Origin of the sequence: Marinobacter sediminum (genome assembly GCF_023657445.1) — a bacterium.
Classification (GTDB): Bacteria; Pseudomonadota; Gammaproteobacteria; order Pseudomonadales; family Oleiphilaceae; genus Marinobacter; species Marinobacter sediminum_A.
Genome location: NZ_JAGTWY010000001.1, coordinates 454,551 through 476,616, shown reverse-complemented (window position 1 = coordinate 476,616; position 22,066 = coordinate 454,551). Strand labels below are relative to the sequence as shown.

Below are 22,066 nucleotides of genomic sequence, written 5' to 3'. Positions count from 1 at the left end.
CCATCCTCAATCAAGAATGTACGCTGTTTTCTCCAGGGCATTTTCCTCCTCATCGATGAAGCGGAATTCATTCCAGCCTACGCGCACCATGTCATTGCTGTTCAGCCGCTGACGGCCATTAACACGGATATCATTCACGAACGTACCGTTGGTGCTCTCGTTATCGGTAATGTAGTAGTCGATGGTGCCCTCCAGGTAGGCATTCGGCACGGCCTCAATCATCGCGTGCTGGCCGCTCACCGAGATCTCATCAATACGGATGTCATTATCGGCACGTCGGCCGATTCGGGTTCCTGGCTGCCCCAGTTCAAACGTGTTTACAACCACGTTGTCTACCAGTTGTGAAAGCGATGCCATGTCAGTTTCCTCTGCTAATCCAAAGTCAGTAAAACAACAGATACGTTGTCGGATGCCCCATTTTCCAGGGCGGTATCGATCAACACCTGCACTGCGTCCTCCCTGTTGTCAGCCTCCCTCAAAACCGGTTCCCAGGTCAGTTCCGGGACCGAATTGGTTAAACCGTCCGAGCACAGCAGCAGACTGTCACCGGCCTGCAAATGCTCGCACCGGTAACTCATCTCAACCGGCTCCATGGCACCGACGGCACGGGTCAGAACATTGCGGAACGGTACGTTCGGTACATCGGCTTCGGTGATGCTGCCATCCTCCAGCATGTTCTGGACGACGGTATCGTCACGGGTCAGACAGGCTGTGCCCCCATCTCTCACCCGATAACACCGTGAGTCCCCGACATGGGCGATGTGGGCGGTATTTCCTTCAATCCAGGCCACCACCAGGGTTGTGCCCATCTTGTCGAGCTTCGGCTCCGAGGCCCGGCGGTCCAGAATGCGTTCATTGGCGACAGAAAATGCGACCTGGAGACGCTCGTGGATTTTGTCATTCGAGGTGGCGGCCAACTCGGCGACCAGAGACTCCGAAATCGTATCGGCCGCCATTCGGCTGGCTATTTCGCCACCCTGATATCCGCCCATGCCGTCGGCAATGATCACCAGGGCAGAATCACCGGTCTCAGCGACGTGCCATGCAACCACATCCTGATTGCTTTCCCGGACAGTTCCGGTGTGGCTTCGGCCTGCAACGCCAACTGCCATCAGGAGACCTCCTCCTTCGCTTCCCTGACCGCCAGCCTGCGCACGGCTTCAGCCATGTTGGCGGCAGAGGCGAAACGCTTGCCCGGTTCCCGCTGGATCGCCTTGTTGATCAACCTGACGACCCCATTGGGAAGCTCCGCATTAAATTCACGTACGCTGCGTGGCCGCTTGTTAAGGATCTGATATGTCAGATTGGCAAGCGTATCGCCCTGATAGGGAGTCTCCCCACTGACCAGCTTGTACAGGGTGATGCCAAGACTGTAGATGTCCGAGGCGCCCGTTACCTTCTGGCCCTTGAGCTGCTCCGGTGACATGTAAAGCGGGCTGCCCATAACGGCGCCCGTCCGGGTACGGGAATCATCGGAAATCTTGGCAATGCCAAAGTCCGTGATTTTGATACCCCCGGTATCGGGGTTGTAGATAATGTTCCCGGGTTTGATATCCCGGTGAATAATCTTCTGACTGTGAGCATAGGCGAGCGCGTCCGCCACCCGGGCAACAATATCCAGCACGGTTGGCAGCGGTAGCAATCGGCCGGGTTTACCAAACTCCCCCAGAGACCGGCCCTGGGCGTAATCCATGGCGATGTAGGCCAGGTCCGCCTCTTCTCCGACATCGTAAACCGTGACAATCGACGGATGACTGAGCCGCCCGGCCGCTTCTGCTTCCCGGAAAAAACGATCTTTCAGGTCCTGCAACTGGCCATCATCAAAGGCCTGATAGCTGAGGGTTTTAATCGCAACAGTGCGGGCAATCTTCGGGTCCTTTCCAAGGTAGACAACACCCATGGCACCACGGCCGATTTCCCGCTCAATCTCGTAGCGCCCCAGCGTCGGGCGGCTGACCGACTGCTCCGGCATCAGCAGAGTACGCGTGTTATCAAATCCGCCCGGCTGCAAGACAGTGGCGTCGGACGACAGTTTTTCCAAGGCTGCCAGCCGTTCAGTCACGTCTCGGAAGCCCTTTCGCTGTTCCTGAATGCCCCGGTAAGTGGAGACCGCCTTTTCATATTGGCGTTTTCGCTCCTGCTGGATGGCAATCTGGTAGCGAAGCTCCAGGGCGTTCTCGCAGGATGGGCAGGCCAGCAAGGCCTCGAGGGCCTCATCCGGGTGGCCCTGCTGCAGCAACAGCCGGGCCAGTCGTAACCGGGCATGACGCACATTCTCTGTTAGCGCCTTTATCTGGCGATGTGGTTGCAGCCAGAAAAGCATCACCACGAAGCCGAGTGCCAGGAGCGTGATTGGCTCGCCGAGAGGCAGCCACGCGTTGCGATAAAACATCAACGCGGCCTGCAGGACAACCAGCGAACCTCCCAGTAAAAGCGTAACGGGAAGCGCAACCGCAGCACCCATACGGGGAACGGCAAGCACCAGATACAGGGCAGCCGCCATCAAACCGGACCTGATCGCCAGATCGGACCAGAGGGGTTCAGTCAAACCTCGGACAGCCAATGCCGCGTCCATGGAGTCCACCGCCACCGGTGCCACAATGCTGCCAGTGTCAGGTGTGCCAAGAACACTGAAAAGAGCTCTGTCAGCCCAGCTCAGAAAGCCAAGCCGATCCCCCGCAATAGCGAACAGGGCCGCAGCAAACACGATCAGTACTCTGAGGCTGAACAGACGCGAGAACATTCGAAAAATGGAATTCACAGGCAACTTTGTTCTAAATGATTGATCTGACTAGTTTAGAAACAGCCAGAGCAAGGCGATACAGCCGAGAGCGGGTTTTTTGTAAGGGTTTGTTTACCTGCGAGGAAGGTCACGTATAGTAGCCGCAACAATCAAAAAAGCATGATGGAACTGTCGCAATGACATTGAAGTTATTGATCAGTCTGACATTACTGGCACTGGTGGGGATCGGGCTATACCACACGAACAAGCCGCTACCACCCGGTATCAGCTATCGCGGTCCGGCCGCGCCTCTGGTTGATCCGGTACTGCTTTCAGACATTACCCGACACTACAACAACGGTTCAGAAACCAGGGACCATGAAATCTTCGACGAGGTCTTTCGCCTGATTGGCCAGGCCGAGCAGTTTGTTCTTGTGGACATGTTTCTCTACAACAGCACCCAACCCGAAGGCACGGTTCACCGGCCCCTCGCAGAACAGCTTACCGACGCACTGATCTCCCGAAAGAGAGCCCGGCCAGGCCTGCAGATCGTTGTCATCTCCGACCCTCTCAACACCATGTATGGCGGCACCACTTCGCCCTGGTTCGAAGCGCTTCGGCAGGAAGGCATAACAGTAGTTGAGACCAGCCTGCCGCCACTCCGGGACAGCAACCCGGCATGGTCGGTAATCTGGCGGGTTTGTTGCCAGTGGTTCGGCAACAATCCGGAGGGAGGCTGGCTGGATAACGCCCTGGGCAACCATCCTGTAACCTTGCGAAGCTACCTGGCGCTGCCAAATTTCAAGGCAAACCACCGTAAATTGCTCGTAGTCGATGAGGGCCCGGAAATGCGTGCCCTGGTAACCTCCGCCAACCCCCACGACGGCAGCAGTCGGCACAGCAATCTTGGGCTGAGCTTTACCGGCCCTGCAGTCAGGGACGTGCTGCGCAGCGAAAGGGCCGTTCTGGCCATGTCTGGTGCCGAAACATCGATGATCGACGCCTGGCTCAGCCGTGAGGACAGGAACGCCCGTATAGACCACGAAAGCAGCGAACAGGTGGCCGTTCTCACAGAATCCGCCATTCTCGACGCGGCACTAACCATGATAAATGCCGCCAGCACCGGGGACAGGCTGGACCTTGCTGTCTTTTACCTGTCCCACCGCAAAGTTGTGGAAGCGTTGCTCGCAGCAGCAGGTCGCGGTGCCGCACTGCGGGTTTTACTGGATGCCAATAGCGAAGCTTTTGGCCACAGCAAAAGCGGGATCCCAAACCGACAGGTTGCCATGGAGCTGCATAAAGCCGGCGTGCCTGTACGTTGGTGTAATACCCAGGGCGAACAATGCCACAGTAAACTCCTGATGCTGCGCCCGGAAAAAGGCCATACCAGGATTCTGCTGGGCTCAGCCAATTTTACCCGTCGTAATCTGGATGATCTGAATCTCGAAACCAACGTCTCGGTGTCCGTCAAAGAAGATTCTCCCATCGCGGACAAGGCGACCCGTTTTTTTAACCAGCAATGGCGGCTGGGCCCGGATGACGACCCGGTGATGAGTCTGCCGTATGAAGCCTGGGCAGACGAGTCCCGATTCCGGTACTGGCGCTATCGCATCATGGAGGCCACCGGGCTTTCCACATTCTGAATCACCGGAGGACAACCGGCATGACGACTCCCGTCCATGCGAGACCGATCGGCGAACGAATTGACTGGCTTACGCAACTCAGTCACTCACACTCCGTCAGTTTCTGCAGCCCGGAAAACCATCTAGCCCGGCAACGGTATCTGGCGGAACACAACACTCTGATTATCGCCATGAAGTGCATGGACGGGCGCATTCACCTTCCCTTTGCCACCCAGACCCCGCTGGGGGTAATCCATCCCTTCCGCAACCTTGGCGGCATCTTCGAGCTTGGCTGGCCCTACCTTGGTGACATGCTTGCCGATACCGTTCAGGAAGCGGTAAGCCAGGGCCGGCGAGTGCTTGTCATCATCACTTACCACTATTCCAAAGGTGCCCGGGAACGAGGCTGCGCCGGTTTCTCCTGCGACAGGCAAGCTGCCATGGACCACGCCTTTCAGATTCAACACCAGATGGAACATCTGTTCGGCTCGGGGCACCAGACCGTTTATCCGCTGGTATGCGGCTTCGAGACAGACGAGGACGCCCTGATACTGCACGGTTCCCGGGAACAACGCCTGGATCTGGCGAACTTTCCCGTCAGCCGGCTGAACGATGTTGCCGCAGAGATCGCCGCACTTTGCCCTGACATGCCCTCCCCCGTGCGTCGTGATTTGCTGCCCCTGGTTCAGGGCAATATCCGCCACATTGCGGAAATTCGGGACAGTGACCGGGAACTGAACATCGAACACCGGGAATGGGTGATCTGCCTTGGCCGTGGCTTCGATTTTCTACACGTACCCAACGTCGCATTGATTATCGGGCCCTACAGCCCCGACCTCTCACACCCGATCCGTCAGGCCGCCGGTATCATCCAGAACAACATGGACTGTGGCAGGATTCCGGACGACGGTTTCCTTCTACTGTCCTCTTCGCCCTACCAGGAACCCGGAGCGCAGAAAGCCCGGGCAGCACTCAAGTCCGACTTCCTGTCCGGCTTCGCCGGGAGTGTCATACGCGAGTCCTTTCCGGAGCTGGCCGGAAAAATGATCACCCGGTCGGCAATCCTGAACTGGTCTGAACGACGCCTGGAACTCCGAAATGGATGACAGTTTTGTATGTTGAATATATATAGTTCTGTGCTCTACTGTTTGATGCATACCTTTAATAACAGGAGCATGAAATGTCCGGTATCAGAAAGCACCTGAAAAACGTCTCTTTCCTTCTGGCCATTCTATTGACCGTTGGGTCTGTCTGGTCCTCCACTGCGACCGCCGCCATGGTGGGCACTGGCGAAATGATCAGCGAACAACAGGTTCAGCTGGACCGTCAGCAATTGCTGAGCATGTTGGATAAACAGGAAGTCCAGGACAAGCTGGTTGAAATGGGCGTGAGCCAGGATCAGGTAAAAGACCGAATCCAGAGCCTCACTCCACAAGAACTGGCCAGTTTTGAGCAGCAACTGGCAGAAGCCCCTGCAGGCCAGGATGTTGTAGGCATCATTGTGCTATTCCTGCTGGTGTTCATTATTACCGACATGCTTTGCGCGACCAACGTCTTTCCGTTCGTGAACTGTCTCCGGTAAGTGCATTTACCTGTTCAGCTCAAGTCGGCCGGCCGTCTCGCCAGCCTGATACTGGTCTTGCTGCTTGCCGGCTGCGCGTCTACCCCACAATGGCCCTCGTCGGAAGATGAGGGCGCCCCCCTACAACAGCGAACCGTGCTCCAGGGGATACCGTTTTATCCCCAGGAACGCTATCAATGTGGCCCGGCCTCACTGGCCATGATGCTCAACAGTCAGGGACTGGATACCAATCCGGAAGTACTCAAGGAGCTGGTCTATATTCCTGGTCGGGAAGGCTCACTGCAGGTGGAGATGGTTGCTGCGGGACGGGCACATGGAATGCTCGTCTACCCACTGGATGGAAGTTTCGAGAGCCTGCTACGGGAAGTATCTGACGGACACCCTGTGCTGGTCATGCAGAACCTGCTCTTCGACTGGTGGCCCCAGTGGCACTTTGCGGTGGTAATTGGCTTCGATGCACAAAAGGGCACCGTGATTCTGCACACCGATACCCGCGAACGTCATGAAACCAGCGTTGAAGTGTTCACTAATACCTGGGCACGCTCGGAAAACTGGGCGGTGGTTATGCTGCCACCGGATCAGTTGCCTGCGACTGCGAAACCCCTGAAATTTCTGGCCTCGGCGAGCGATCTTGAAACCACCGGGCGTACTGGTGCAGCGATGAAAGCCTATGAGACAGCCGAGCATCGTTGGCCCGACCAACCGGCCGCCATCCTCGGGCAGGGCAACATTGCGTACGCACGGAACAATCTGCAACAAGCGGCTGACAATTTTGCCCGCATGGTCACCAACTTTCCGAAAGCGGCTGAAGGCTGGAACAACCTGGCCCACACCCTGGGCCAGATGGGCTGCGGTGAGGAAGCGCAAAAGGCCCAGCGTTGTGCGTCGGCCCTTGCACCTGAGCGCTTCGGAAAGCTTCTGAAGTCCACAAATCCAAAAGCCGGGGCTTCAAGCTGCCGTGTACCTGAATGCCCGGTCCGCATTAACGAGACAGACCCGGCACCTTCCGGAACAGAGCCACATCTTTTACAGGAACGGTGAGCTCCCAGCCCATTTGGCGGGCAATGACCGACAGTGTGTATTCACGGTAAAACACCACATGGGTCGGGTCACGACGGTAATGCCAGTTGGCAAACCGGGCGTCGTCAGTCTGGAAGCAGGTCATGACTCCAAGCCACCCCCCTGGCCGGAGCAGATCATCCAGTTGCCTGAAAACCCCCGCAGGCCGGTGCAAATGCTCCAGTACTTCGGTACAGGTCACGAAATCATACTGACGCTCCAGCGCATCGGTTGCCGGATAAAAGAACGGGTCGAACAACTCCATGGCCATACCGGCTTCTCGAAACATTCCGGCCAGTGCCGGACCCGGCCCACACCCGAAGTCGAGCCCCGATGCCCCGGCAGGTAGTCGCTGCAGAAGCGGCTCCGCCAGTTTGGACAAAAACCGGCGGTAGCCAGGATCACCGCTCTCGTTTTCATGGTATTCGTAAACCGCTCGTTCCTGTGCCTCCGACAACCGGGATGAGGCTTCCATCACCGTGGCTTCGCACTCCGGACAACGCAGGTAGCGCTGGTCCTTAACCACAGCGAAGCCTGTTAGCTGTGCCTTTTCACACACCGGGCAATCGCTCACTTACACCCCCAACCTGACGAACGTTTGATGGTCGTATCCCGGATTACCGGACCGCCTGACGCAATTGCCGGTCCAGCCCGGAAGCGTCCACCGGTTCAGGGCTGATCACTTCTACCCGGGACTGCTCACGGGGTTCCGCTTCCGTCACCGACAAGGCGCCATCCACGGCGTTTATCACCCGCCATCCTTGCGTGGTATGCACAACAGCCTTGAACCGAACGAAACGGCTATCCATGGCCATCGCAAGCAGTGCATTCTCGTCCAGAACCTTATCAGGGCGAACGCGCCAGCCAACACTGAAAAATCCCTGGCCAGCGTTTTCCGCGATCTGCCATGGACGGTCCTCAACAGATTCTGGAACTACCGGCTCGTGATCGTGGTGGTGATGGTGTGCATCGGGCGTTGAAACATCTGGCAGTGCGGTGTTGCCACTGAGCCACTCCGGCCTTAAATGTCCGTGGCAGGTTTGAAACACGGTGCATTTTTCCGGCTCCAGATGTCTGGCCCAGTGCTCAAAATGGCTCAGTTGTTCGGTTGAGCAAAGATCGGTCTTGTTAGCCACCAGGATATCGGCGGCGGCAACCTGGTCACGGAACTGAACATTCTCCAGAACCCGACGATCTTCCAGCTTGCGAGGATCCACCAGGGTAATGACCGGTCCCAGTTCCAGCACATCGGCGTAGTGTTCGCCGGTCAGAGTCTCCAGAATCTGCGAGGGATGCCCAAGCCCGGTCGGTTCGATAATCAGCCTGTCCGGCCTCGCCTTTTGAATCAGCTGGTTCAGGCCAACCTGCATGGGCAGACCCGCCACGCAACACATGCATCCTCCCGGGACCTCCTTTACGAAGGCGCCTTCGGTTTGCAGCATGGCCCCGTCAATGCCGACGTCACCGAATTCATTCACCAGCACGGCCCAGACCTCTCCCTCCGGCTTGCTTTTCAGCAAATCGAGAATGGCCGTAGTTTTACCAACACCGAGGAAGCCGAGAATCAGATTGGTTGGAATAGGTTGTTTCATGTCGCGCTCATGGCCGGTCGGGATGAATCCAGCGTTATCATATAACACTTAATCGAAAGCAACGCGGTATCAACGACCCTTTTGCTTCACCAGCCGGTCGAGCCGCAATCTCTCACGGTCATCGAACATGCGGCGACTGCCCCAGGAGACAGCAATCAGTGTGCCGAAGCCGGTACCCACGGTGATCGTCAACATCACCAGAATCTGGTATTTCACCGCAACCGCGGGCGGACTGCCGGCAAGGATCTGACCGGTCATCATGCCGGGCAGGCTGACGATACCGGCAGCGGCCATGGCATTGATGGAGGGCATCATCCCGCTTCTCATGGCGTGCCTTCGGATGTCCTCCAGGGCATCGCGCCAGGGCTCTCCAAGCATCAGTCGATTCTCTATAACGGCTCGCTGACTCCAGACAGATTCGGTCAGACGGTCGAGGCTCAGGGCAACGCCCGTCATGGTGTTACCCAGCATCATGCCCAGCAGAGGAATGGCGTACTGGGGCTCATACCAGGGCGTTGGACCAATCACCACAGTCAGCGTGAGTACGGTTACGGTAAATGAGGAGAAGAACATCGCCCCGGTGCCAATACCGAAGGACCAGAAGCCTCGCAGTCGCCGCTGCTGGCGTGCCATGACCTCCCGGCCGGCCACCAGAAGCATCACGGTTGCCATCAAGGCAATCCAGTAGAGTTCCGAGGACGCAAACAGGGCTTCCAGAACCAGACCGATCAACGTCAGCTGGATCACCGTGCGCATGCCGGCAATAAGCAGGCTCCGGGCAATCCCGAGCCGCGCTGCCAGGCTGACACCGGCCAGTGCCAGAACCAACACGGCGGTCAGTGCCAGTTTCCACCAGGCAAGATCAATGACTTCCATCGAGTTGCTCCAGCGATTCGCCATGAATCCGGTAATGTCGGTTTGCAACGCGCCGGATCTGGCTGTTGTCATGGGCAATCCAGATGACGGCCAGATTCCGCGCCCGGATCTCCGACACCAGCCACTCCTCCACCCTTCGCGTCATCTCGTCATCAAGATTTGCCGTCGGCTCATCCAGCAACAACGCCCTGGGATTCCGGTACAACGCACGCAGAATGGCCAGTCGCTGACGCTCGCCCGAAGACAAACGGCTCACTGTCCAGTTCATGACATCGGGACCAAGGCCCAGGGCATCCGGAACCTCCCGCTCAGCATCCGGACCAAAATGGGAGCCGACATCATCAAACCACCACTGGCTGTCCGCCGGTACCATCATGACTTGTCGCCGCCATACATGGCCCGGCATGGCATCCTGACATTCGCTATCAAGAGCTATGCTGCCCTCATGCGGATCAAGGTCCGCAACGGCTCTCAACAGCCGGCTCTTTCCGCTGCCTGAAGCCCCCGAGACGCAGACAATGTCCCCCCCACTGACGGAGAGGCTCACCCTCTTCAGAGTACCAATAGAGACGTCTTCCAGCCTAAGCGTTGTCAACCTTGTCTCCCGGGCATTCAGGGCTGCTTGTTCTTCTTGAGAAAGATCTGAATTAACCGGTCCGACAGGAACACATGGGCCAGGGCCGGATAGGGTAGATAATGTAACAGCAGAGTAGCAGCGGTCACCGCATCAAACCCGGTATCAAGAAATACCCAGGCTCCGAAGGCGACAAACAGCGCCCCAAGGAAACCGCCGTAAATCCAGAGCGCACGTGACCGTTCCTCCGGCATGGGGGCCCGTTCCAGTGTGCGGGCAACCGAAAACCCCATATAGGCTGCAATCAGCGCAGCAATCAGCAGTGAGACGCCCACGCCGGTCAATCCAAACAAAAACCGGCACAGATAATTGGCCAGAAAGAACAGAACAATGCTGGTAACAGCGACGATGGTAATGCGAGTCTTTTCCATGAAATCCCTGAATTTGTTGAATTTATCGGGAACAAACCAAAGAATGGCAGAGACGCCGGCAAAGCACCAGCCCTTGCTGTCATGGCTCTTTCAGCCTGTTATCATGCCCCGAAACCCGACCTTCTGCCCGGATAACCAATGACCAGCAACGCCTCCACCCGCCTCAACAAGTACATCAGCGAAAGCGGTCTATGCTCACGCCGGGAGGCCGACCGGTATATTGAGCAGGGTAACGTCTACATCAACGGAAAGCGGTCAACCGTCGGTGATCAGGTCATGCCGGGAGATACCGTCAAGGTCAACGGGCAGGTGATCGAACCTCGCGCAGAGGAAGAGCTGGTATTTATTGCTGTGAATAAGCCCGTAGGCATCGTCAGCACCACGGATACTGCCGAGAAATACAACATCCAGCGTTTTGTGGGCCACAGTGACCGGATTTTTCCTGTTGGGCGCCTGGACAAGGATTCCCAGGGCCTGATTTTCATGACCAGCAATGGCGATCTGGTCAACAAAATCCTCCGGGCGGGCAACAATCACGAAAAGGAATACCTGGTTACCGTCGACAAACCCATTACCAAAGAGTTTATTCAGGGCATGGCCAACGGCGTGCCGATCCTGGGCACTGTGACGAAGAAGTGCAAAGTACAGCAGGAATCCCGTTTCGTGTTCCGGATCATCCTGGTTCAGGGCCTGAACCGACAGATTCGCAGGATGTGCGAGCATTTCGGCTACGACGTGACCAAGCTGGAGCGCACCCGGATCATGAACATAAGCCTTGGTGGTTTACCGGTCGGCCAGTGGCGGGATCTGACCAGCAAGGAACTCACTGTGCTGTTCGATGCCATCAAGGATTCCTCTTCGGAAGCCCCTCCCGGTACGAAAAAGCAGGTCCGCAAACCCAAGCCTTCAGGAACCCCCTCCGGTAAACGTCCGGCCGGGAAACCGCGCAAGCCCGGCGCAGGCAACAAACCACCGGGCAAACCCTCTGGCAAAACCCACGGCAAAGCAGGCTCAAAGCCGGCAGCACGGCAAAAGCCGAAAAAGCAGCGTCAGCGCAGCACCAAGCGCTAATGCCCTGTGGAGCACCGCTCCCCGCCAGGGCAGCCCGATAACGGAAACCGCTCAACCACCGTGTAAACGGATCCTCCGGCTCCCTGTGTGCTTTCATACAACACACACTCATGAACCGGGAACTGGCCGAACTGATCGTGCCTGTGGCTTGCCAGCAGTTCCCTGGCAGAGCCTCGTTGTTTCCTGAAACGGGCGAGGGTCACATGAGGCTTGAACGGGCGCGATTCCATCGGGAAGCCTTCAGGTTCGAGCCGCTGATTCAGAGCTTTATGGATGGCCGCTACGGGCGCAACGGGATCGACGTCCGCCCAGAGGTTATGCGGTAACTCCGGCTTCCCGAAACAACCCACGCCATCGATGGACAGGTCAAACCCTGGAACAGGCAGGTTACGGGCGGCCTCGCAAATAGCCGGGACCTGCTCCGGTTTCACCTGGCCCAGAAACAACAGCGTCAGATGCAGCTGGTTGGTGCTTTGCCACTTTGCCCCCTCGATTGGCGCCTTGACCTGCTCCAGGCGCTTTTTCACCGATGCTGGTATCTCCACACCAAAGAACAACCGTGGCATCACCCTATTCCTCGTAGATCATCTTCCGGACCATGCCTCCGTCTACCACGAAGTTCTGACCGGTAATAAACGAAGCTTTTGGCGAAATCAGATAGTCCACCAGCGAGGCAATGTCCTCCGGCTGGCCAACACGACCCGCAGGATGCTGATGATGATCGGTTTCCGAAAGCGGCGGCACTTCGTCTGCATGGCCCTGAAACGCGCGGGTATCAATCCAGCCAGGACTGATACAGTTCACTCGAATCGCCGGCCCCAGGCTCATGGCCAGAGCATGGGTCAGCGCCACAACACCACCTTTGGTGGCTGCATAGGCTTCCGTATCCGGCTCCGATTGCAGCGCGCGAGTGGACGCTATGTTGACGATAGCGCCGTTTGTTTTCCGAAGATGGGGTATACAGTGTTTGGTGACAAGGAACGGGCCTGTCAGGTTCACGTCCAGGCGCCGCTGCCATTGTTCCAGGCTCAGGCTCTCAACAGGACCGGTTTCCGGATCGGCAATGCCGGCGTTGTTGATCACTGCATCTAGCCTGCCACCCCACTGCACGGTTTCATCAACCATGCGTTCAACATCGGGTTCACTGGCAACATCCCCTGGAAGGAAACAGAGTTTCCCTGCTCCGGTTTCTACCAGTTGCTCACCGATGAGCTCATCCCGGTCGCAGAAGGCCACCTTCCAGCCCTCATTGGCAAGATACAGCACGATGCCCCGGCCGATACCTTTTGCTCCACCGGTCACAAGGGCAACACGTTCAGACTGGCTCAAAATTGTCTCCTGAAAAAATCTGGTCTGCGTCAAAACCCAACCGAACAGGTATCAATCGACAGACGGTGTCGGTCGAACCAGGATTTCGTTCACGTCCACATGGGCGGGCTGGGAGACCGCATACATCACGGCTTCTGCAATGTCCTCCGGCTTCAGTGCATGGGCCGGCGGCTTGTCGAAGAAAGGCGTGTCCACCATACCCGGTTCAATCAGGGTGACCCGGATTCCGGACCCACGAAGCTCTTCACGAACTCCATAACCGATGGCAGAAACTGCCCATTTGCTCGCACTGTACATCGACCCCGGAATCGTCACCCTGCCAGCAGCAGAACCGGTCAGCAGCAACTGCCCCTTGCTTTCACGCAGTGCCGGCAGGCAATGCTGTATGGTCAGGCCCACCCCGTAGATATTGGTGAGGAGCATATCCTTCCACACCTCCGGATCGGCCTTGCTGAAACCTCCGGGCTCACCGCCGCGTCCGGCGTTGGCAAACACTGCATCAATACGGCCAAATGTTTTCAGAGCCTGATCAACCATGGCTTTCTGATCGTCGCCGCTCTGAACATCACATTGGACGGTAAGCACCTTTGCCTCACCACCGAGTTCCTGCTGCAGCCCCTTGAGCTTGTCTTCGGAGCGTGCCGCCAGCACCAGACGATACCCCTGGCGAGATGCGGCTCTTGCCGTCGCAGCACCAATTCCTGAGGAAGCTCCTGTAATAAGCATAACCGGCTGATCTGCCATAACTTTATTCTCCAAAACGGTAAAATGTGCACAGGACTACGGCCGCACAGTAGCAGCCGATCAATCGGATACGACTAAACCCCTTGCCCGGACAAGCCGGACCAACCGGGTTCAGTAAAGGTTCAGCAGCAAAACCGCCACAACTGCAAGCGCCAGAAGAAACCAGCGAGCGTAGAAGTCTGGCTTGTCTTCGTCGTCGTCAGACGCAGCCACGGCCCGGCCCCCCGCTTCGTACTCCCGCACCAGCTCCCTGGCCCGGTAGAGGTCTTCGTCGTCCACATGGACATTAGTGAAACCGGCCGCACCTATCTCACCCATGGCGCCTTGCAGATAGTGACCACCCACGTGAGCCTCAATACCATTGGCTCCGAGCAGCCCGGCAACAATATGTGCCTCGGTAATATCACGAGCCCGATATGCAATTTGCATCGCCCTGCTCCTTCTGTGATCTTTGAGGGCAGTACCCGTCGTTATCAACAGGTATCATCTGAAGCATAGTTCGCCCCGCATACAGGGGCCAATCTGATATGGGCCGCCCATGCTCTGGATTCTGTTAGCCGTAATTTTATTGATCATTGCCGCCACACTGGTGATCTTCCGCCTGGAAGACCTGTCACACCTTGACCATGAGGACCACCCGGTTCGGGATGGTGTCCCCAGCGATGCCAACAGGGAAGTCCTTGGTAAGATTCGCGAACTTGGCATGAGTTCACGGGGCCTGAAAGGCAAGGCCCGCCTGATGGCACTTCGCCATCACATGGACGGATTGAGTGAGGGGCTGGAGCTGAGCTCGGATTTTCGTCACTGTGAGGAGCCGCGCGGCGAATGGGTCATTGCTCCCGGAGCGGATACCCGACGACGCATTCTCTACATCCACGGTGGCGCATGGGCTGCCGGAAGCCCGCGGAGCCACCGGGCAATAACCGATCGGTTTTCCCACATAGCCAATGCCGCCGTGTTTGCGGTCGATTACCGGCTGATGCCGGAACACCGCTACATGGATGGCATCCGTGATTGCCGGAAGGCCTATACCTGGTTGCTGGAGCATGGACCAGAGGGGCAGGAAAACGCTGACTTCATGGTAGTTGCCGGAGATTCGGCCGGCGGCAGTCACACTCTGGGACTGCTGGCCTGGATTCGGGACAACCGGATACGCCAGGCGGACGCGGCGATCGCCTTTTCGCCTTCCACAGACATGACCCTGACCGCACCCAGCAACCGGAACAACATTTCAACAGACCCCTTGCTTGGCCCCGTGTTCGGCGGGCTCTCCAAGATCCCCCTGCCCATCATCTGGTGGGTAACGTTTGCAGCAATGCGGGTTTCTCCCGCCAGTGCCGTCGCGTCACCGCTTCGGGGCGATCTGCGAAATCTGCCGCCAACCCTCATTCAGGCCAGTGATTCCGAAATGCTGCTGGATAACGCTCGTCGCTATGCCTCCAAGGCACAAGCCGAAGGCTCGCCCGTGGAGCTGCATACCTGGCCTGGCATGGTGCACGTCTGGCAGATCTTCGGCCCGCTGCTCCCAGAGGCGGAAGAAGCGTATCAGGACATCGAGTCGTTTCTGAAAAGGGTTGAATCAAAGAGCGGGGAACAGCAAACCGCTCAGATCTGAACCTTGCCGCGCAGAGCCTTGGTTTTGCCCTTTTTGGTCTTGCGGTCCACGCGCTTGCGCTGGGCCGAACGGGATGGTTTCGTCGGGCGGCGCGCTTTCTGCGGCTTCACTGCTTCCTGTATCAACTCTTTCAGACGCTCGAGGGCATCTTCCTTATTGAGCTCCAAAGTCCGGAAAGATTGTGCTTTGATAATAATCACGCCCTCCTTGCTGATACGCTGATCATTCAGCGACATCAGCCGTTCCTTGTAAAACGGAGGAAGGCTGGAATTCAGGATATCGAATCGCAGATGGACGGCTGAGGCGACCTTATTGACGTTCTGGCCACCAGCTCCCTGAGCGCGAATCTGGGTGATTTCAAGTTCCCAGTCGGCAAGTTCAACAGCATTGGATAATTTCAGCATCCTGCAAGGGTAACAAATCCGGAGCCGTCAGGCTTCGACAATACGGCGGACAACCATGTGCGGACGATTCACCTTCTACACGCCTCCAGAAACCCTCATTCTCGATTACTTCCCCGAGGGCCTGGAGGTGGATGGTCACTTTGAGCCCAGCTACAACATCACTCCGGGCATCGGCATTCCCATGATCCGCACGAGTATGGCCGGCACCCCCATACTGGCGCATTCGCACTGGGGTTTCCGCCCCGTTTGGGCCGGTGACAAGGCCCCTTCCCCGATCAATGCCAGGGCCGAAAGCGTTGCTACCTCGAAGTACTTCCGCGAGGCCTTCGCGCATCACCGCTGCCTGATTCCCGCAAATGGCTGGTTCGAATGGAAACAGACTGAACAGGGCAAAGAACCCCACTATGTCACCCCGGCTGATCCCCAAAAGCACCCTGTGATCTTCTTTGCCGGACTCTGGACGCCCATGGAGGGCGACGAAACCACGGCCTGCGCGATTATTACCGAGCCCGCCGGCGAGCCACTAAAGCACATTCATGACCGCCAGCCGGTTGTTCTTGCCCCATCCTGTTTCCAGCGCTGGCTCGATCCCGGCCTGACGGACCGCGACAGCATTCGTGCAGCCACCCATCGGTTCGCGGCAGAGCAGCTTCAGCAATTCCCGGTGTCAACGGAAGTCAATAATCCGAGGCACAATACGCCAACGCTGATCAACAAGGTATAACCCGATAATTTATTTCCTGACCCACTTATCACCGACGCGAATGAACTGACCGGCCGGCGTTTTTTCGACGGCTTTCTTGCCTGCGACCACCTCGACTTCCCCGACAGGAATGCCGTGTTTACCGGCAATGCGACTGTACTCGCTGCGTCGCGCTTCATTGATGGCATCAACGATTGCCCTGGCATTGCCATCCGCCTGAACCACGGCCAGATAGCCTGAGGGTGTCTCACCCACCAGGCCCTGCTGCTTGGCAGAATCCAGCTGCTCTTTTGCCTCATCAAGGCTCATGGCCAGTGCCGGCAAGCTGAGACACAGCGCCAGCAGGAGAGCGCCGAATTTAGTGACTGATCTCATAATCTGCTCCCTATTGTCCGTCCGGGCCATCAGAACAGGCCTTTATCGCTGAATAGCTCGTCCACTTCCTTATCGACCTTCACGTAGATTTCATGTTGAATCTTGACGTTCAGGTTCACGGTTATGGGTTCCTTCGGAGCCGCCATTTGCACGGTTGGTGTGCAGGCTGCGGCCAGTAACGGGATAACGGCAATAGCGACAAGCTTCCGCATCACGCCCGCTGTACCAAGCCCCCGGCTGTATCCTGTCATGTGATTTACCCCTGTTCGATTCCGCCGATCATCTGTCCGGCACTATTGTCCGGTCTTGCCGGCCTCACGCTTTTTCATCAGGTTCCGGACCTTTTCAGTTACCGCTTCGTTCACCCGCCCGCTCAGCTGCAGACTGGTCAGTAACGCCGGGATGTCTTCCTCGAAATTGATGTTAACCACCATGGGGTGGCCATCCCGAACGTCAGGATTGCTTCCCTCCAGCCGAAGTCCCAGGCTCAGGGTTCCATCCTGATCATAGTCTATCGTGCTACGCAGCCGGTCATAGTTAAAGTTTTGAAGGGCCAGAACCACCAGTTTCATGGTGTCGTTATTCTGTGCCAACGCCTGCAAACGACCCGCCGGGAATTTCAGCATGCCGCCCGGTGAAGCGGCATTGATCACGCCACCGGCAACCCGCACACCATCCATGCTGATTAGCAGCGGAACCTCCCCCTCTAGCGTCCCACTGCCATCCAACCCCTCTGCCGGATATACCTTCATCAAGCGGCCAACCTGAACATCATTCAGCCAAACCGTTACCCTGGCGGGCAAATCGGTCACCCTCCACTCCCCGGGCTTCACCCGAAGCTCACCACCGAGAAATCCCGCGTGCCCCTTTATCACCGACACGGTACCTGCGAACGGCGCTTCACGAGACGCCTCGTAACGGCCACTAACGACGAGGGGGCCCATGGCGATGCCAGGATTCAACCGTTCCAGCCTGAGATCGGATGTCCGGACAACCATTTTATCCCCGTACTGAACATCCAGCTGGCCATTAAGTCCGGTCCATGCCATGCGGTCCAGAATGCCTGACACCCCTTTCGCACGGACCTTCGCCTCGGCCACAGGCGTTGCGCCAGGCAAACGCACTTCGGCCTGCAAGTTGAGCTGCCCTTCACTGATCTCAAGGCCGGACGGCCAGGGGGTCAGTGTTTCGGCAAAGGCCTTTCCGGCTTTCTCTCCCGCCATATCCAGCGTCGCCGAAATAACAGGCACGCCAGCTACAGGCCAGAGAACTGATACATCCGAGGTAACGCCAGCCTCACCGGCCACCGCCCCTCTGAGGTCGACCTGACGGAGGTTGCCGTCGACCAGGCCCTTAAAATTCCAGAATTGTGGTTGTAGATTCGGATGATGTAACGACCGGGCGGCCAGAGTCAGAGGACCTTCATACGCCAGTGTCAGCAGATTGCGGTCGGTGAGGCTGTAGGTTGCTTCGAGGCGAAGTCCGTCCGCAGCGGCATCTACCTGACCAAGCCAGATGTTTTCGCCCGCGCGGGGGCCATCGAGGCGGTCAACATGGAGCACTGAATCCGGAAGCACATCCAGGGTGAGCTGGTCGAATCCGGCCGAGCCGGCAAGTCCCACCCGGGCGTTAACGCCCCGGAAAGTCCAGCCTGCCTGGTGGATGTCTGGCAGAGCAGCCTCAATCCACGTTTCATCGGTTTCCAGATGCCATTGCTCCGGGTTCGCGGCGAGACTGAGCACCAGATTGCCACGGACCTGAACCTTATCTGGCAAGCTGGCACTAAAGTGCCTGATGGCAATGCGATCGGGGAGCCACGAGGGCAGCTGATCTGGCAGATTCAACGGACTTCCTGTTTCCGTTGTCGCCTGCGCAACCGGCCAGGACGGGATCTCAACATCGAGTCGTTCGACCCGGACATTGGAGAGCGCCAGATGCCAAAGGCTCCAACCCAGAGCAAACCCGTCGCCCTCGACAGAAAATCGCTGTGCCCCGTCAGACCGGACCAATGAGAATGCCTCTGCATGGATACCGTCCAGAGAAAGCCTGACGCCCTGCCAATCGAACTGCTGGATCGCCTGCGCTGCCTTCCACTCCTCCCAGGCCTTACGGGCATAAAGGCCGCACACCAGAAGAACTGCCAGGAGAATGACCACAGACCAGACAAACAGCCGGCGGATTTTGCTAGACATTGAGCTCTCCAGGTTGCTCAGTAATCAGGAATTGCCAAAGTCACACAAGCCGTAACCTGACATCCGGTCCAATCAGTAATAAAGTTTATACAGGATCAACTTCCCGGAGTTCCAGTATGGCAGCATTGCTCAAACAGTCTCTCTTGTTAACGATGCTGGCTTTGGCACTCGGAGGCTGTGCCAGTACCACAAACCTGCAAACCGCAGGCGATAACCGGTTTTCGGCGGTTGACCCATCACAGTCTTCGGAATCGACCCAGCGGCTATGGCAGGTTTTTGAGCGCTATCAGGGCGCGCCTTATGAATACGGTGGCACCTCGGCGCAAGGTTTTGACTGTTCCGGGTTCATTATGACCGCTTACCGTGAGGGCCTTGGCAAGCAGGTGCCCCGAACGACCTCCCAGATGCTCAAATATGGAAAGGTGATTGCCCCAGCCAGCGTACAACCGGGCGATCTGGTGTTTTTCCGGATCCGGGGCAAGGAACAGCATGCGGGTATCTACATGGGCGATGACCGTTTCATCCATGCGTCCACGTCTGCGGGCGTTACGCTTTCAGAGCTGGATGGCTACTACTGGAGAGACCGCTTTACTGAGGCACGCCGCTTCGAGTAGAAGCGGCTCCTTGCAACGGATCGCAATCAAAGCCCTCCGAACGCCAGTTGAAGCGCTATTCCCGCCATCATAAGTCCAATTACGCCATCAATGATACGCCAGGCCAGCGGGCGGGAGAGGATGGGTGCCAGCGCAGAACCACCCCAGGCAACCAGCCCGAACCAGAGTATTGAGGCACTGCTGGCCCCGGCCACAAACGTGGTGGCATTTTCCTGCTGCGCACCGATCGCAGGAATCAGCAACAGGGTATCCAGGTACACTTGCGGGTTCAGCAGCGTCACCGCCAGTGTGGTGAACAATACCCCCTTGAGACTGCGCTTTGTGATCTCACCGGCCTCAAGCGCCGCCCTGCCCCGACTGGCCCGAAAGAACGCCTGAATCGCCAGCCACCCCAGAAAGGCAACCCCCAGCCAGCGCAGAATATCCAGCGCCTCCGGCATCGCCATCAGGGCCGCGCTCACGCCAAACATTCCCAGGGTGAACAGGGTAATATCCGCCACCATACACAGGCCCGCGGACCACCAGTGATGTTCACGACGAATGGCCTGGCTCAGGATATAAGCATTCTGGGCACCAATAGCCACAATGATGCCACCGCAAACAACCAGACCTGTCAGATAACTCTCGAGCACGATGAAACCTCCTGATTTGATGACGGCAGCATATCGATTTCCGTCTATACTGGAAATTCATACTGATAATGCTACATAAGATTTTCTAATGCTTGACTACAAACTGCTGGAAGCGTTGGCCACCGTCATCGAGTGTGGCGGTTTTGAACGGGCGGGAGCTGCGCTCGGTCTTACTCAGTCCGCCGTATCCCAGAGAATACGGACGCTCGAGATCAGGCTGGGCCAGCCTGTACTGGTTCGCAGCCCCACCATCAAGGCAACACTCGCCGGCCAGCGGCTTCTGAACCACGTACAGCAGGTTCAGTTGCTGGAGCGGGATCTGTCGCAATCCATTCCCTCGCTTTCAGAACCGGCGGCAAGACTCCGTATTGCCCTCAACGCTGACAGCCTGGCCACCTGGTGGGCGAGCGCTATCAGCCGGTTTTGCCGTGAGGAATCGCTGTTACTCGATATGGTGATCGAAGATCAGGACATCGGCCTGCGCCGCATGCGGGAGGGCGATGTCGCAGCCTGCCTGTGCAGCAGCCCTCACCCTGTTGCGGGAGCACGTTGTGTGCCTTTGGGCAGCATGACCTATCTGCCCCTGGCAACACCGGACTATGTCCGCCGTCATTTCCCCGATGGCTTTAATGAGACCAACCTGGAAACGGCTCCGGCTATCGTGTTCGGACCGCACGACCAGCTGCAGCATCGCTTTCTTGCCCAATGCGGCTACCATGGCAGTGTGCCCTACCACCTTTGCCCTTCCTCCGAAGGTTTTGTAAAACTGGCACTGGCCGGCATGGGGTATGGCATGATTCCCGAGCTGCAGGCGCGCGACGAAGTGCAGGCCGGGAAACTGGTTAACATTGGGCCCAGGCAGTCGCTGCAAGTCCAGCTATACTGGCACTTCTGGCGCCATGGCGGGGGCATTATGGATCGCATGACCCAGACGCTGACGTCCGCAAACACATTTACCTGAACAAAGGAGCTTATGGGAATGGCTACGCTGATCGCTGGTCTGATTCTGTTTCTTGGCCTTCACTCGCTATCGATTATCAACGAACCGCTACGAAACAGATTGCATGGATCGCTTGGAGAGGCTGCTTTCAAAGGAATCTACTCCGTTATTTCCCTGGTCGGCCTGGTGCTGATCGTGATGGGTTACGGTGCTGCCAGAATGGACCCTACGCTTGTCTACACCCCTCCGGGCGGGCTACGACACCTGGCCATGCTGTTATTGATTCCGGTGTTTCCTCTGCTGCTTGCAACCTATCTCCCCGGCCGCATCAAAGCCAGACTGAAGCATCCTATGCTGGTTGCGGTAAAGCTTTGGGCCCTGGCGCATTTACTGGCCAACGGGATGTTGCATGACCTGATTCTCTTCGGCTCATTCCTGGCCTGGGCCGTGGTTGACCGCATCTCCCTCAAGCGCCGCACACCCAGGGCAATAGCAACCCTTCCGGCTGGCAAGGCCAACGACCTCATCGCCGTCGTGGGAGGGCTGATACTTTATGTCATCACGGTGCTCTGGGCTCACCAGTGGCTGATTGGCGTTGCGCCGGTCTGATCGCTTTATGAAGCATATGGTCGCGGTCTACGGCACCCTCAAGCGGGGTCACAACAACAGCCATCTGTTGAAGGGTGCCAGGTTTATTGGCGAGGACTCTCTGAGTGGGCTGACCCTGTTCAATCTGGGCCCGTACCCCGGTGCCCTGGCGAAGCCCTCAGAGGGGGTTCTGGTGGAAGTGTACGCCGTCAACGACCAGATCCTCACCGAGCTCGATATACTGGAGGACTACTTTCCGGCTGCGCCCGGTGACAGTCTTTACCTGCGCAAGAGGATGGCGACGAAGCACGGGCCCGCGTGGGTCTATATATATAACAGGCCGGTTCAGCACCAACAGCGCATTAGTTCCGGAACCTGGTAACCCTGCGCTCCCATCGAAC

Annotated in this window: 28 protein-coding genes; 11 read left to right on the top strand and 17 right to left on the bottom strand. The window is 57.5% G+C overall.

The window, feature by feature from the left end:
- Nucleotides 1-6: 6 nt before the first annotated feature.
- The 3 genes from KFJ24_RS02360 to KFJ24_RS02350 are packed head-to-tail and all read right to left on the bottom strand — an operon-like array spanning nt 7 to nt 2,761.
- Nucleotides 7-357 (bottom strand): FHA domain-containing protein, encoded by a 351-nt coding sequence (locus KFJ24_RS02360; protein ID WP_250829490.1) that lies wholly within the window; start codon nt 355-357, stop codon nt 7-9.
- A 14-nt stretch (nt 358-371) separates the two neighbouring features.
- Nucleotides 372-1,112 carry a Stp1/IreP family PP2C-type Ser/Thr phosphatase gene (locus KFJ24_RS02355; RefSeq protein ID WP_250829489.1) on the bottom strand — a complete coding sequence of 247 codons (741 nt, stop codon included), beginning with the start codon at nt 1,110-1,112 and terminating at the stop codon, nt 372-374.
- Nucleotides 1,112-2,761, bottom strand: a complete 1,650-nt coding sequence (locus KFJ24_RS02350; RefSeq protein ID WP_250829488.1) for a serine/threonine-protein kinase — start codon at nt 2,759-2,761, stop codon at nt 1,112-1,114. The genes KFJ24_RS02355 and KFJ24_RS02350 overlap by 1 nt, the downstream gene beginning before the upstream one ends.
- Before the next feature lie 158 nt (nt 2,762-2,919).
- Here KFJ24_RS02350 and KFJ24_RS02345 point away from each other — a divergent pair, with 158 nt between their 5' ends.
- The 4 genes from KFJ24_RS02345 to KFJ24_RS02330 all read left to right on the top strand — a co-directional run bounded on the left by KFJ24_RS02345 (nt 2,920) and on the right by KFJ24_RS02330 (nt 6,967).
- Nucleotides 2,920-4,365 carry a phospholipase D-like domain-containing protein gene (locus tag KFJ24_RS02345; RefSeq protein WP_250829487.1) on the top strand — a complete coding sequence of 482 codons (1,446 nt, stop codon included), beginning with the start codon at nt 2,920-2,922 and terminating at the stop codon, nt 4,363-4,365.
- Nucleotides 4,366-4,385: 20 nt separating this feature from the next.
- Nucleotides 4,386-5,450, top strand: a complete 1,065-nt coding sequence (locus KFJ24_RS02340) for a carboxysome shell carbonic anhydrase (RefSeq protein ID WP_250829486.1) — start codon at nt 4,386-4,388, stop codon at nt 5,448-5,450.
- 74 nt (nt 5,451-5,524) lie between these two features.
- Nucleotides 5,525-5,926, top strand: coding sequence for a PA2779 family protein (locus tag KFJ24_RS02335; protein ID WP_250829485.1), 402 nt, complete (start codon nt 5,525-5,527; stop codon nt 5,924-5,926).
- Nucleotides 5,927-6,967 (top strand): PA2778 family cysteine peptidase, encoded by a 1,041-nt coding sequence (locus tag KFJ24_RS02330; protein ID WP_250829484.1) that lies wholly within the window; start codon nt 5,927-5,929, stop codon nt 6,965-6,967. It begins immediately after the preceding gene.
- Here the strand turns inward: KFJ24_RS02330 and KFJ24_RS02325 are convergent.
- From KFJ24_RS02325 to KFJ24_RS02305, 5 genes are all read right to left on the bottom strand, one after another.
- Nucleotides 6,909-7,460 carry a class I SAM-dependent methyltransferase gene (locus tag KFJ24_RS02325; RefSeq protein ID WP_284709243.1) on the bottom strand — a complete coding sequence of 184 codons (552 nt, stop codon included), beginning with the start codon at nt 7,458-7,460 and terminating at the stop codon, nt 6,909-6,911. The two genes, KFJ24_RS02330 and KFJ24_RS02325, sit on opposite strands and share 59 nt — an antisense overlap.
- 142 nt (nt 7,461-7,602) lie before the next feature.
- A complete protein-coding gene (locus KFJ24_RS02320; RefSeq protein WP_250829482.1) occupies nt 7,603-8,577 on the bottom strand; it encodes a CobW family GTP-binding protein in 975 nt (324 codons plus the stop codon).
- A 69-nt stretch (nt 8,578-8,646) separates the two neighbouring features.
- On the bottom strand, nt 8,647-9,453 hold the full coding sequence (locus KFJ24_RS02315) for an ABC transporter permease (RefSeq protein WP_350455585.1): 807 nt from the start codon (nt 9,451-9,453) through the stop codon (nt 8,647-8,649).
- Nucleotides 9,440-10,048, bottom strand: a complete 609-nt coding sequence (locus KFJ24_RS02310; RefSeq protein WP_250829480.1) for an ABC transporter ATP-binding protein — start codon at nt 10,046-10,048, stop codon at nt 9,440-9,442. Before KFJ24_RS02310 ends, KFJ24_RS02315 begins: the two co-directional genes overlap by 14 nt.
- 17 nt (nt 10,049-10,065) lie before the next feature.
- Nucleotides 10,066-10,458 (bottom strand): hypothetical protein, encoded by a 393-nt coding sequence (locus tag KFJ24_RS02305; RefSeq protein WP_250829479.1) that lies wholly within the window; start codon nt 10,456-10,458, stop codon nt 10,066-10,068.
- 138 nt (nt 10,459-10,596) lie between these two features.
- Here KFJ24_RS02305 and rluF point away from each other — a divergent pair, with 138 nt between their 5' ends.
- A complete protein-coding gene (gene rluF, locus KFJ24_RS02300; protein WP_250829478.1) occupies nt 10,597-11,529 on the top strand; it encodes a 23S rRNA pseudouridine(2604) synthase RluF in 933 nt (310 codons plus the stop codon).
- Here rluF and thpR read toward each other — a convergent pair.
- The 4 genes from thpR to KFJ24_RS02280 form a co-directional block, all read right to left on the bottom strand.
- Entirely contained in the window at nt 11,526-12,095 is a 570-nt protein-coding gene (gene thpR / locus KFJ24_RS02295) for an RNA 2',3'-cyclic phosphodiesterase (RefSeq protein ID WP_250829477.1), read from the bottom strand. The genes rluF and thpR overlap by 4 nt on opposite strands.
- A gap of 4 nt (nt 12,096-12,099) precedes the next feature.
- Nucleotides 12,100-12,858: an SDR family oxidoreductase gene (locus KFJ24_RS02290; RefSeq protein ID WP_250829476.1), complete on the bottom strand. Its 759-nt coding sequence runs from the start codon at nt 12,856-12,858 to the stop codon at nt 12,100-12,102.
- A gap of 51 nt (nt 12,859-12,909) precedes the next feature.
- Nucleotides 12,910-13,602 (bottom strand): SDR family oxidoreductase, encoded by a 693-nt coding sequence (locus KFJ24_RS02285; RefSeq protein WP_250829475.1) that lies wholly within the window; start codon nt 13,600-13,602, stop codon nt 12,910-12,912.
- A 111-nt stretch (nt 13,603-13,713) separates the two neighbouring features.
- Complete coding sequence (locus KFJ24_RS02280; RefSeq protein ID WP_250829474.1) at nt 13,714-14,031, bottom strand: DUF2007 domain-containing protein; 318 nt, start codon at nt 14,029-14,031, stop codon at nt 13,714-13,716.
- A 109-nt stretch (nt 14,032-14,140) separates the two neighbouring features.
- Between KFJ24_RS02280 and KFJ24_RS02275 the strand changes: the two genes are divergently transcribed.
- A complete protein-coding gene (locus KFJ24_RS02275) occupies nt 14,141-15,217 on the top strand; it encodes an alpha/beta hydrolase (protein ID WP_250829473.1) in 1,077 nt (358 codons plus the stop codon).
- Here KFJ24_RS02275 and arfB read toward each other — a convergent pair.
- On the bottom strand, nt 15,208-15,621 hold the full coding sequence (arfB, locus tag KFJ24_RS02270) for an alternative ribosome rescue aminoacyl-tRNA hydrolase ArfB (RefSeq protein WP_250829472.1): 414 nt from the start codon (nt 15,619-15,621) through the stop codon (nt 15,208-15,210). The two genes, KFJ24_RS02275 and arfB, sit on opposite strands and share 10 nt — an antisense overlap.
- 55 nt (nt 15,622-15,676) lie before the next feature.
- On the opposite strand from arfB, the gene KFJ24_RS02265 reads away from it, so the two are divergent.
- On the top strand, nt 15,677-16,345 hold the full coding sequence (locus KFJ24_RS02265) for an SOS response-associated peptidase (protein WP_250829471.1): 669 nt from the start codon (nt 15,677-15,679) through the stop codon (nt 16,343-16,345).
- Between the two features lie 9 nt (nt 16,346-16,354).
- Here the strand turns inward: KFJ24_RS02265 and KFJ24_RS02260 are convergent, their stop codons facing one another.
- The 3 genes from KFJ24_RS02260 to KFJ24_RS02250 form a co-directional block, all read right to left on the bottom strand.
- The gene (locus KFJ24_RS02260) at nt 16,355-16,699 is read right to left on the bottom strand and encodes a YdbL family protein (RefSeq protein ID WP_250829470.1); all 345 of its coding nucleotides are present in this window, start codon (nt 16,697-16,699) and stop codon (nt 16,355-16,357) included.
- 29 nt (nt 16,700-16,728) lie between these two features.
- Nucleotides 16,729-16,911 (bottom strand): YnbE family lipoprotein, encoded by a 183-nt coding sequence (locus KFJ24_RS02255; protein ID WP_250832535.1) that lies wholly within the window; start codon nt 16,909-16,911, stop codon nt 16,729-16,731.
- An 81-nt stretch (nt 16,912-16,992) separates the two neighbouring features.
- The gene (locus tag KFJ24_RS02250; RefSeq protein WP_250829469.1) at nt 16,993-18,891 is read right to left on the bottom strand and encodes an intermembrane phospholipid transport protein YdbH family protein; all 1,899 of its coding nucleotides are present in this window, start codon (nt 18,889-18,891) and stop codon (nt 16,993-16,995) included.
- 116 nt (nt 18,892-19,007) lie between these two features.
- Here KFJ24_RS02250 and KFJ24_RS02245 point away from each other — a divergent pair, with 116 nt between their 5' ends.
- Nucleotides 19,008-19,505: a C40 family peptidase gene (locus KFJ24_RS02245; protein ID WP_250829468.1), complete on the top strand. Its 498-nt coding sequence runs from the start codon at nt 19,008-19,010 to the stop codon at nt 19,503-19,505.
- Between the two features lie 26 nt (nt 19,506-19,531).
- Here KFJ24_RS02245 and KFJ24_RS02240 read toward each other — a convergent pair whose 3' ends face one another.
- Nucleotides 19,532-20,137, bottom strand: a complete 606-nt coding sequence (locus KFJ24_RS02240; protein ID WP_250829467.1) for a LysE/ArgO family amino acid transporter — start codon at nt 20,135-20,137, stop codon at nt 19,532-19,534.
- 88 nt (nt 20,138-20,225) lie between these two features.
- Between KFJ24_RS02240 and KFJ24_RS02235 the strand changes: the two genes are divergently transcribed.
- From KFJ24_RS02235 to KFJ24_RS02225, 3 genes are read left to right on the top strand one after another with little or no spacing between them, the layout of a single operon-like run.
- Nucleotides 20,226-21,098, top strand: a complete 873-nt coding sequence (locus KFJ24_RS02235) for a LysR family transcriptional regulator ArgP (RefSeq protein WP_250829466.1) — start codon at nt 20,226-20,228, stop codon at nt 21,096-21,098.
- An 18-nt stretch (nt 21,099-21,116) separates the two neighbouring features.
- A complete protein-coding gene (locus KFJ24_RS02230; RefSeq protein WP_250829465.1) occupies nt 21,117-21,686 on the top strand; it encodes an NnrU family protein in 570 nt (189 codons plus the stop codon).
- A gap of 7 nt (nt 21,687-21,693) precedes the next feature.
- Nucleotides 21,694-22,047 (top strand): gamma-glutamylcyclotransferase family protein, encoded by a 354-nt coding sequence (locus KFJ24_RS02225; RefSeq protein ID WP_250829464.1) that lies wholly within the window; start codon nt 21,694-21,696, stop codon nt 22,045-22,047.
- Nucleotides 22,048-22,066 lie beyond the last annotated feature (19 nt).

Excerpts from the sequence above, each read along its gene's own strand:
- KFJ24_RS02360 (WP_250829490.1), bottom strand. The coding sequence starts at position 357 with ATGGCATCGCTTTCACAACTGGTAGACAACGTGGTTGTAAACACGTTT.
- KFJ24_RS02355 (WP_250829489.1), bottom strand. The coding sequence starts at position 1,112 with ATGGCAGTTGGCGTTGCAGGCCGAAGCCACACCGGAACTGTCCGGGAA.
- KFJ24_RS02345 (WP_250829487.1), top strand. The coding sequence starts at position 2,920 with ATGACATTGAAGTTATTGATCAGTCTGACATTACTGGCACTGGTGGGG.
- KFJ24_RS02340 (WP_250829486.1), top strand. The coding sequence starts at position 4,386 with ATGACGACTCCCGTCCATGCGAGACCGATCGGCGAACGAATTGACTGG.
- KFJ24_RS02335 (WP_250829485.1), top strand. The coding sequence starts at position 5,525 with ATGTCCGGTATCAGAAAGCACCTGAAAAACGTCTCTTTCCTTCTGGCC.
- KFJ24_RS02325 (WP_284709243.1), bottom strand. The coding sequence starts at position 7,460 with ATGGAAGCCTCATCCCGGTTGTCGGAGGCACAGGAACGAGCGGTTTAC.
- KFJ24_RS02320 (WP_250829482.1), bottom strand. The coding sequence starts at position 8,577 with ATGAAACAACCTATTCCAACCAATCTGATTCTCGGCTTCCTCGGTGTT.
- KFJ24_RS02315 (WP_350455585.1), bottom strand. The coding sequence starts at position 9,453 with ATGGAAGTCATTGATCTTGCCTGGTGGAAACTGGCACTGACCGCCGTG.
- KFJ24_RS02305 (WP_250829479.1), bottom strand. The coding sequence starts at position 10,458 with ATGGAAAAGACTCGCATTACCATCGTCGCTGTTACCAGCATTGTTCTG.
- rluF (WP_250829478.1), top strand. The coding sequence starts at position 10,597 with ATGACCAGCAACGCCTCCACCCGCCTCAACAAGTACATCAGCGAAAGC.
- thpR (WP_250829477.1), bottom strand. The coding sequence starts at position 12,095 with ATGCCACGGTTGTTCTTTGGTGTGGAGATACCAGCATCGGTGAAAAAG.
- KFJ24_RS02285 (WP_250829475.1), bottom strand. The coding sequence starts at position 13,602 with ATGGCAGATCAGCCGGTTATGCTTATTACAGGAGCTTCCTCAGGAATT.
- KFJ24_RS02280 (WP_250829474.1), bottom strand. The coding sequence starts at position 14,031 with ATGCAAATTGCATATCGGGCTCGTGATATTACCGAGGCACATATTGTT.
- KFJ24_RS02275 (WP_250829473.1), top strand. The coding sequence starts at position 14,141 with ATGCTCTGGATTCTGTTAGCCGTAATTTTATTGATCATTGCCGCCACA.
- arfB (WP_250829472.1), bottom strand. The coding sequence starts at position 15,621 with ATGCTGAAATTATCCAATGCTGTTGAACTTGCCGACTGGGAACTTGAA.
- KFJ24_RS02265 (WP_250829471.1), top strand. The coding sequence starts at position 15,677 with ATGTGCGGACGATTCACCTTCTACACGCCTCCAGAAACCCTCATTCTC.
- KFJ24_RS02260 (WP_250829470.1), bottom strand. The coding sequence starts at position 16,699 with ATGAGATCAGTCACTAAATTCGGCGCTCTCCTGCTGGCGCTGTGTCTC.
- KFJ24_RS02255 (WP_250832535.1), bottom strand. The coding sequence starts at position 16,911 with ATGCGGAAGCTTGTCGCTATTGCCGTTATCCCGTTACTGGCCGCAGCC.
- KFJ24_RS02250 (WP_250829469.1), bottom strand. The coding sequence starts at position 18,891 with ATGTCTAGCAAAATCCGCCGGCTGTTTGTCTGGTCTGTGGTCATTCTC.
- KFJ24_RS02245 (WP_250829468.1), top strand. The coding sequence starts at position 19,008 with ATGGCAGCATTGCTCAAACAGTCTCTCTTGTTAACGATGCTGGCTTTG.
- KFJ24_RS02235 (WP_250829466.1), top strand. The coding sequence starts at position 20,226 with ATGCTTGACTACAAACTGCTGGAAGCGTTGGCCACCGTCATCGAGTGT.
- KFJ24_RS02230 (WP_250829465.1), top strand. The coding sequence starts at position 21,117 with ATGGCTACGCTGATCGCTGGTCTGATTCTGTTTCTTGGCCTTCACTCG.
- KFJ24_RS02225 (WP_250829464.1), top strand. The coding sequence starts at position 21,694 with ATGAAGCATATGGTCGCGGTCTACGGCACCCTCAAGCGGGGTCACAAC.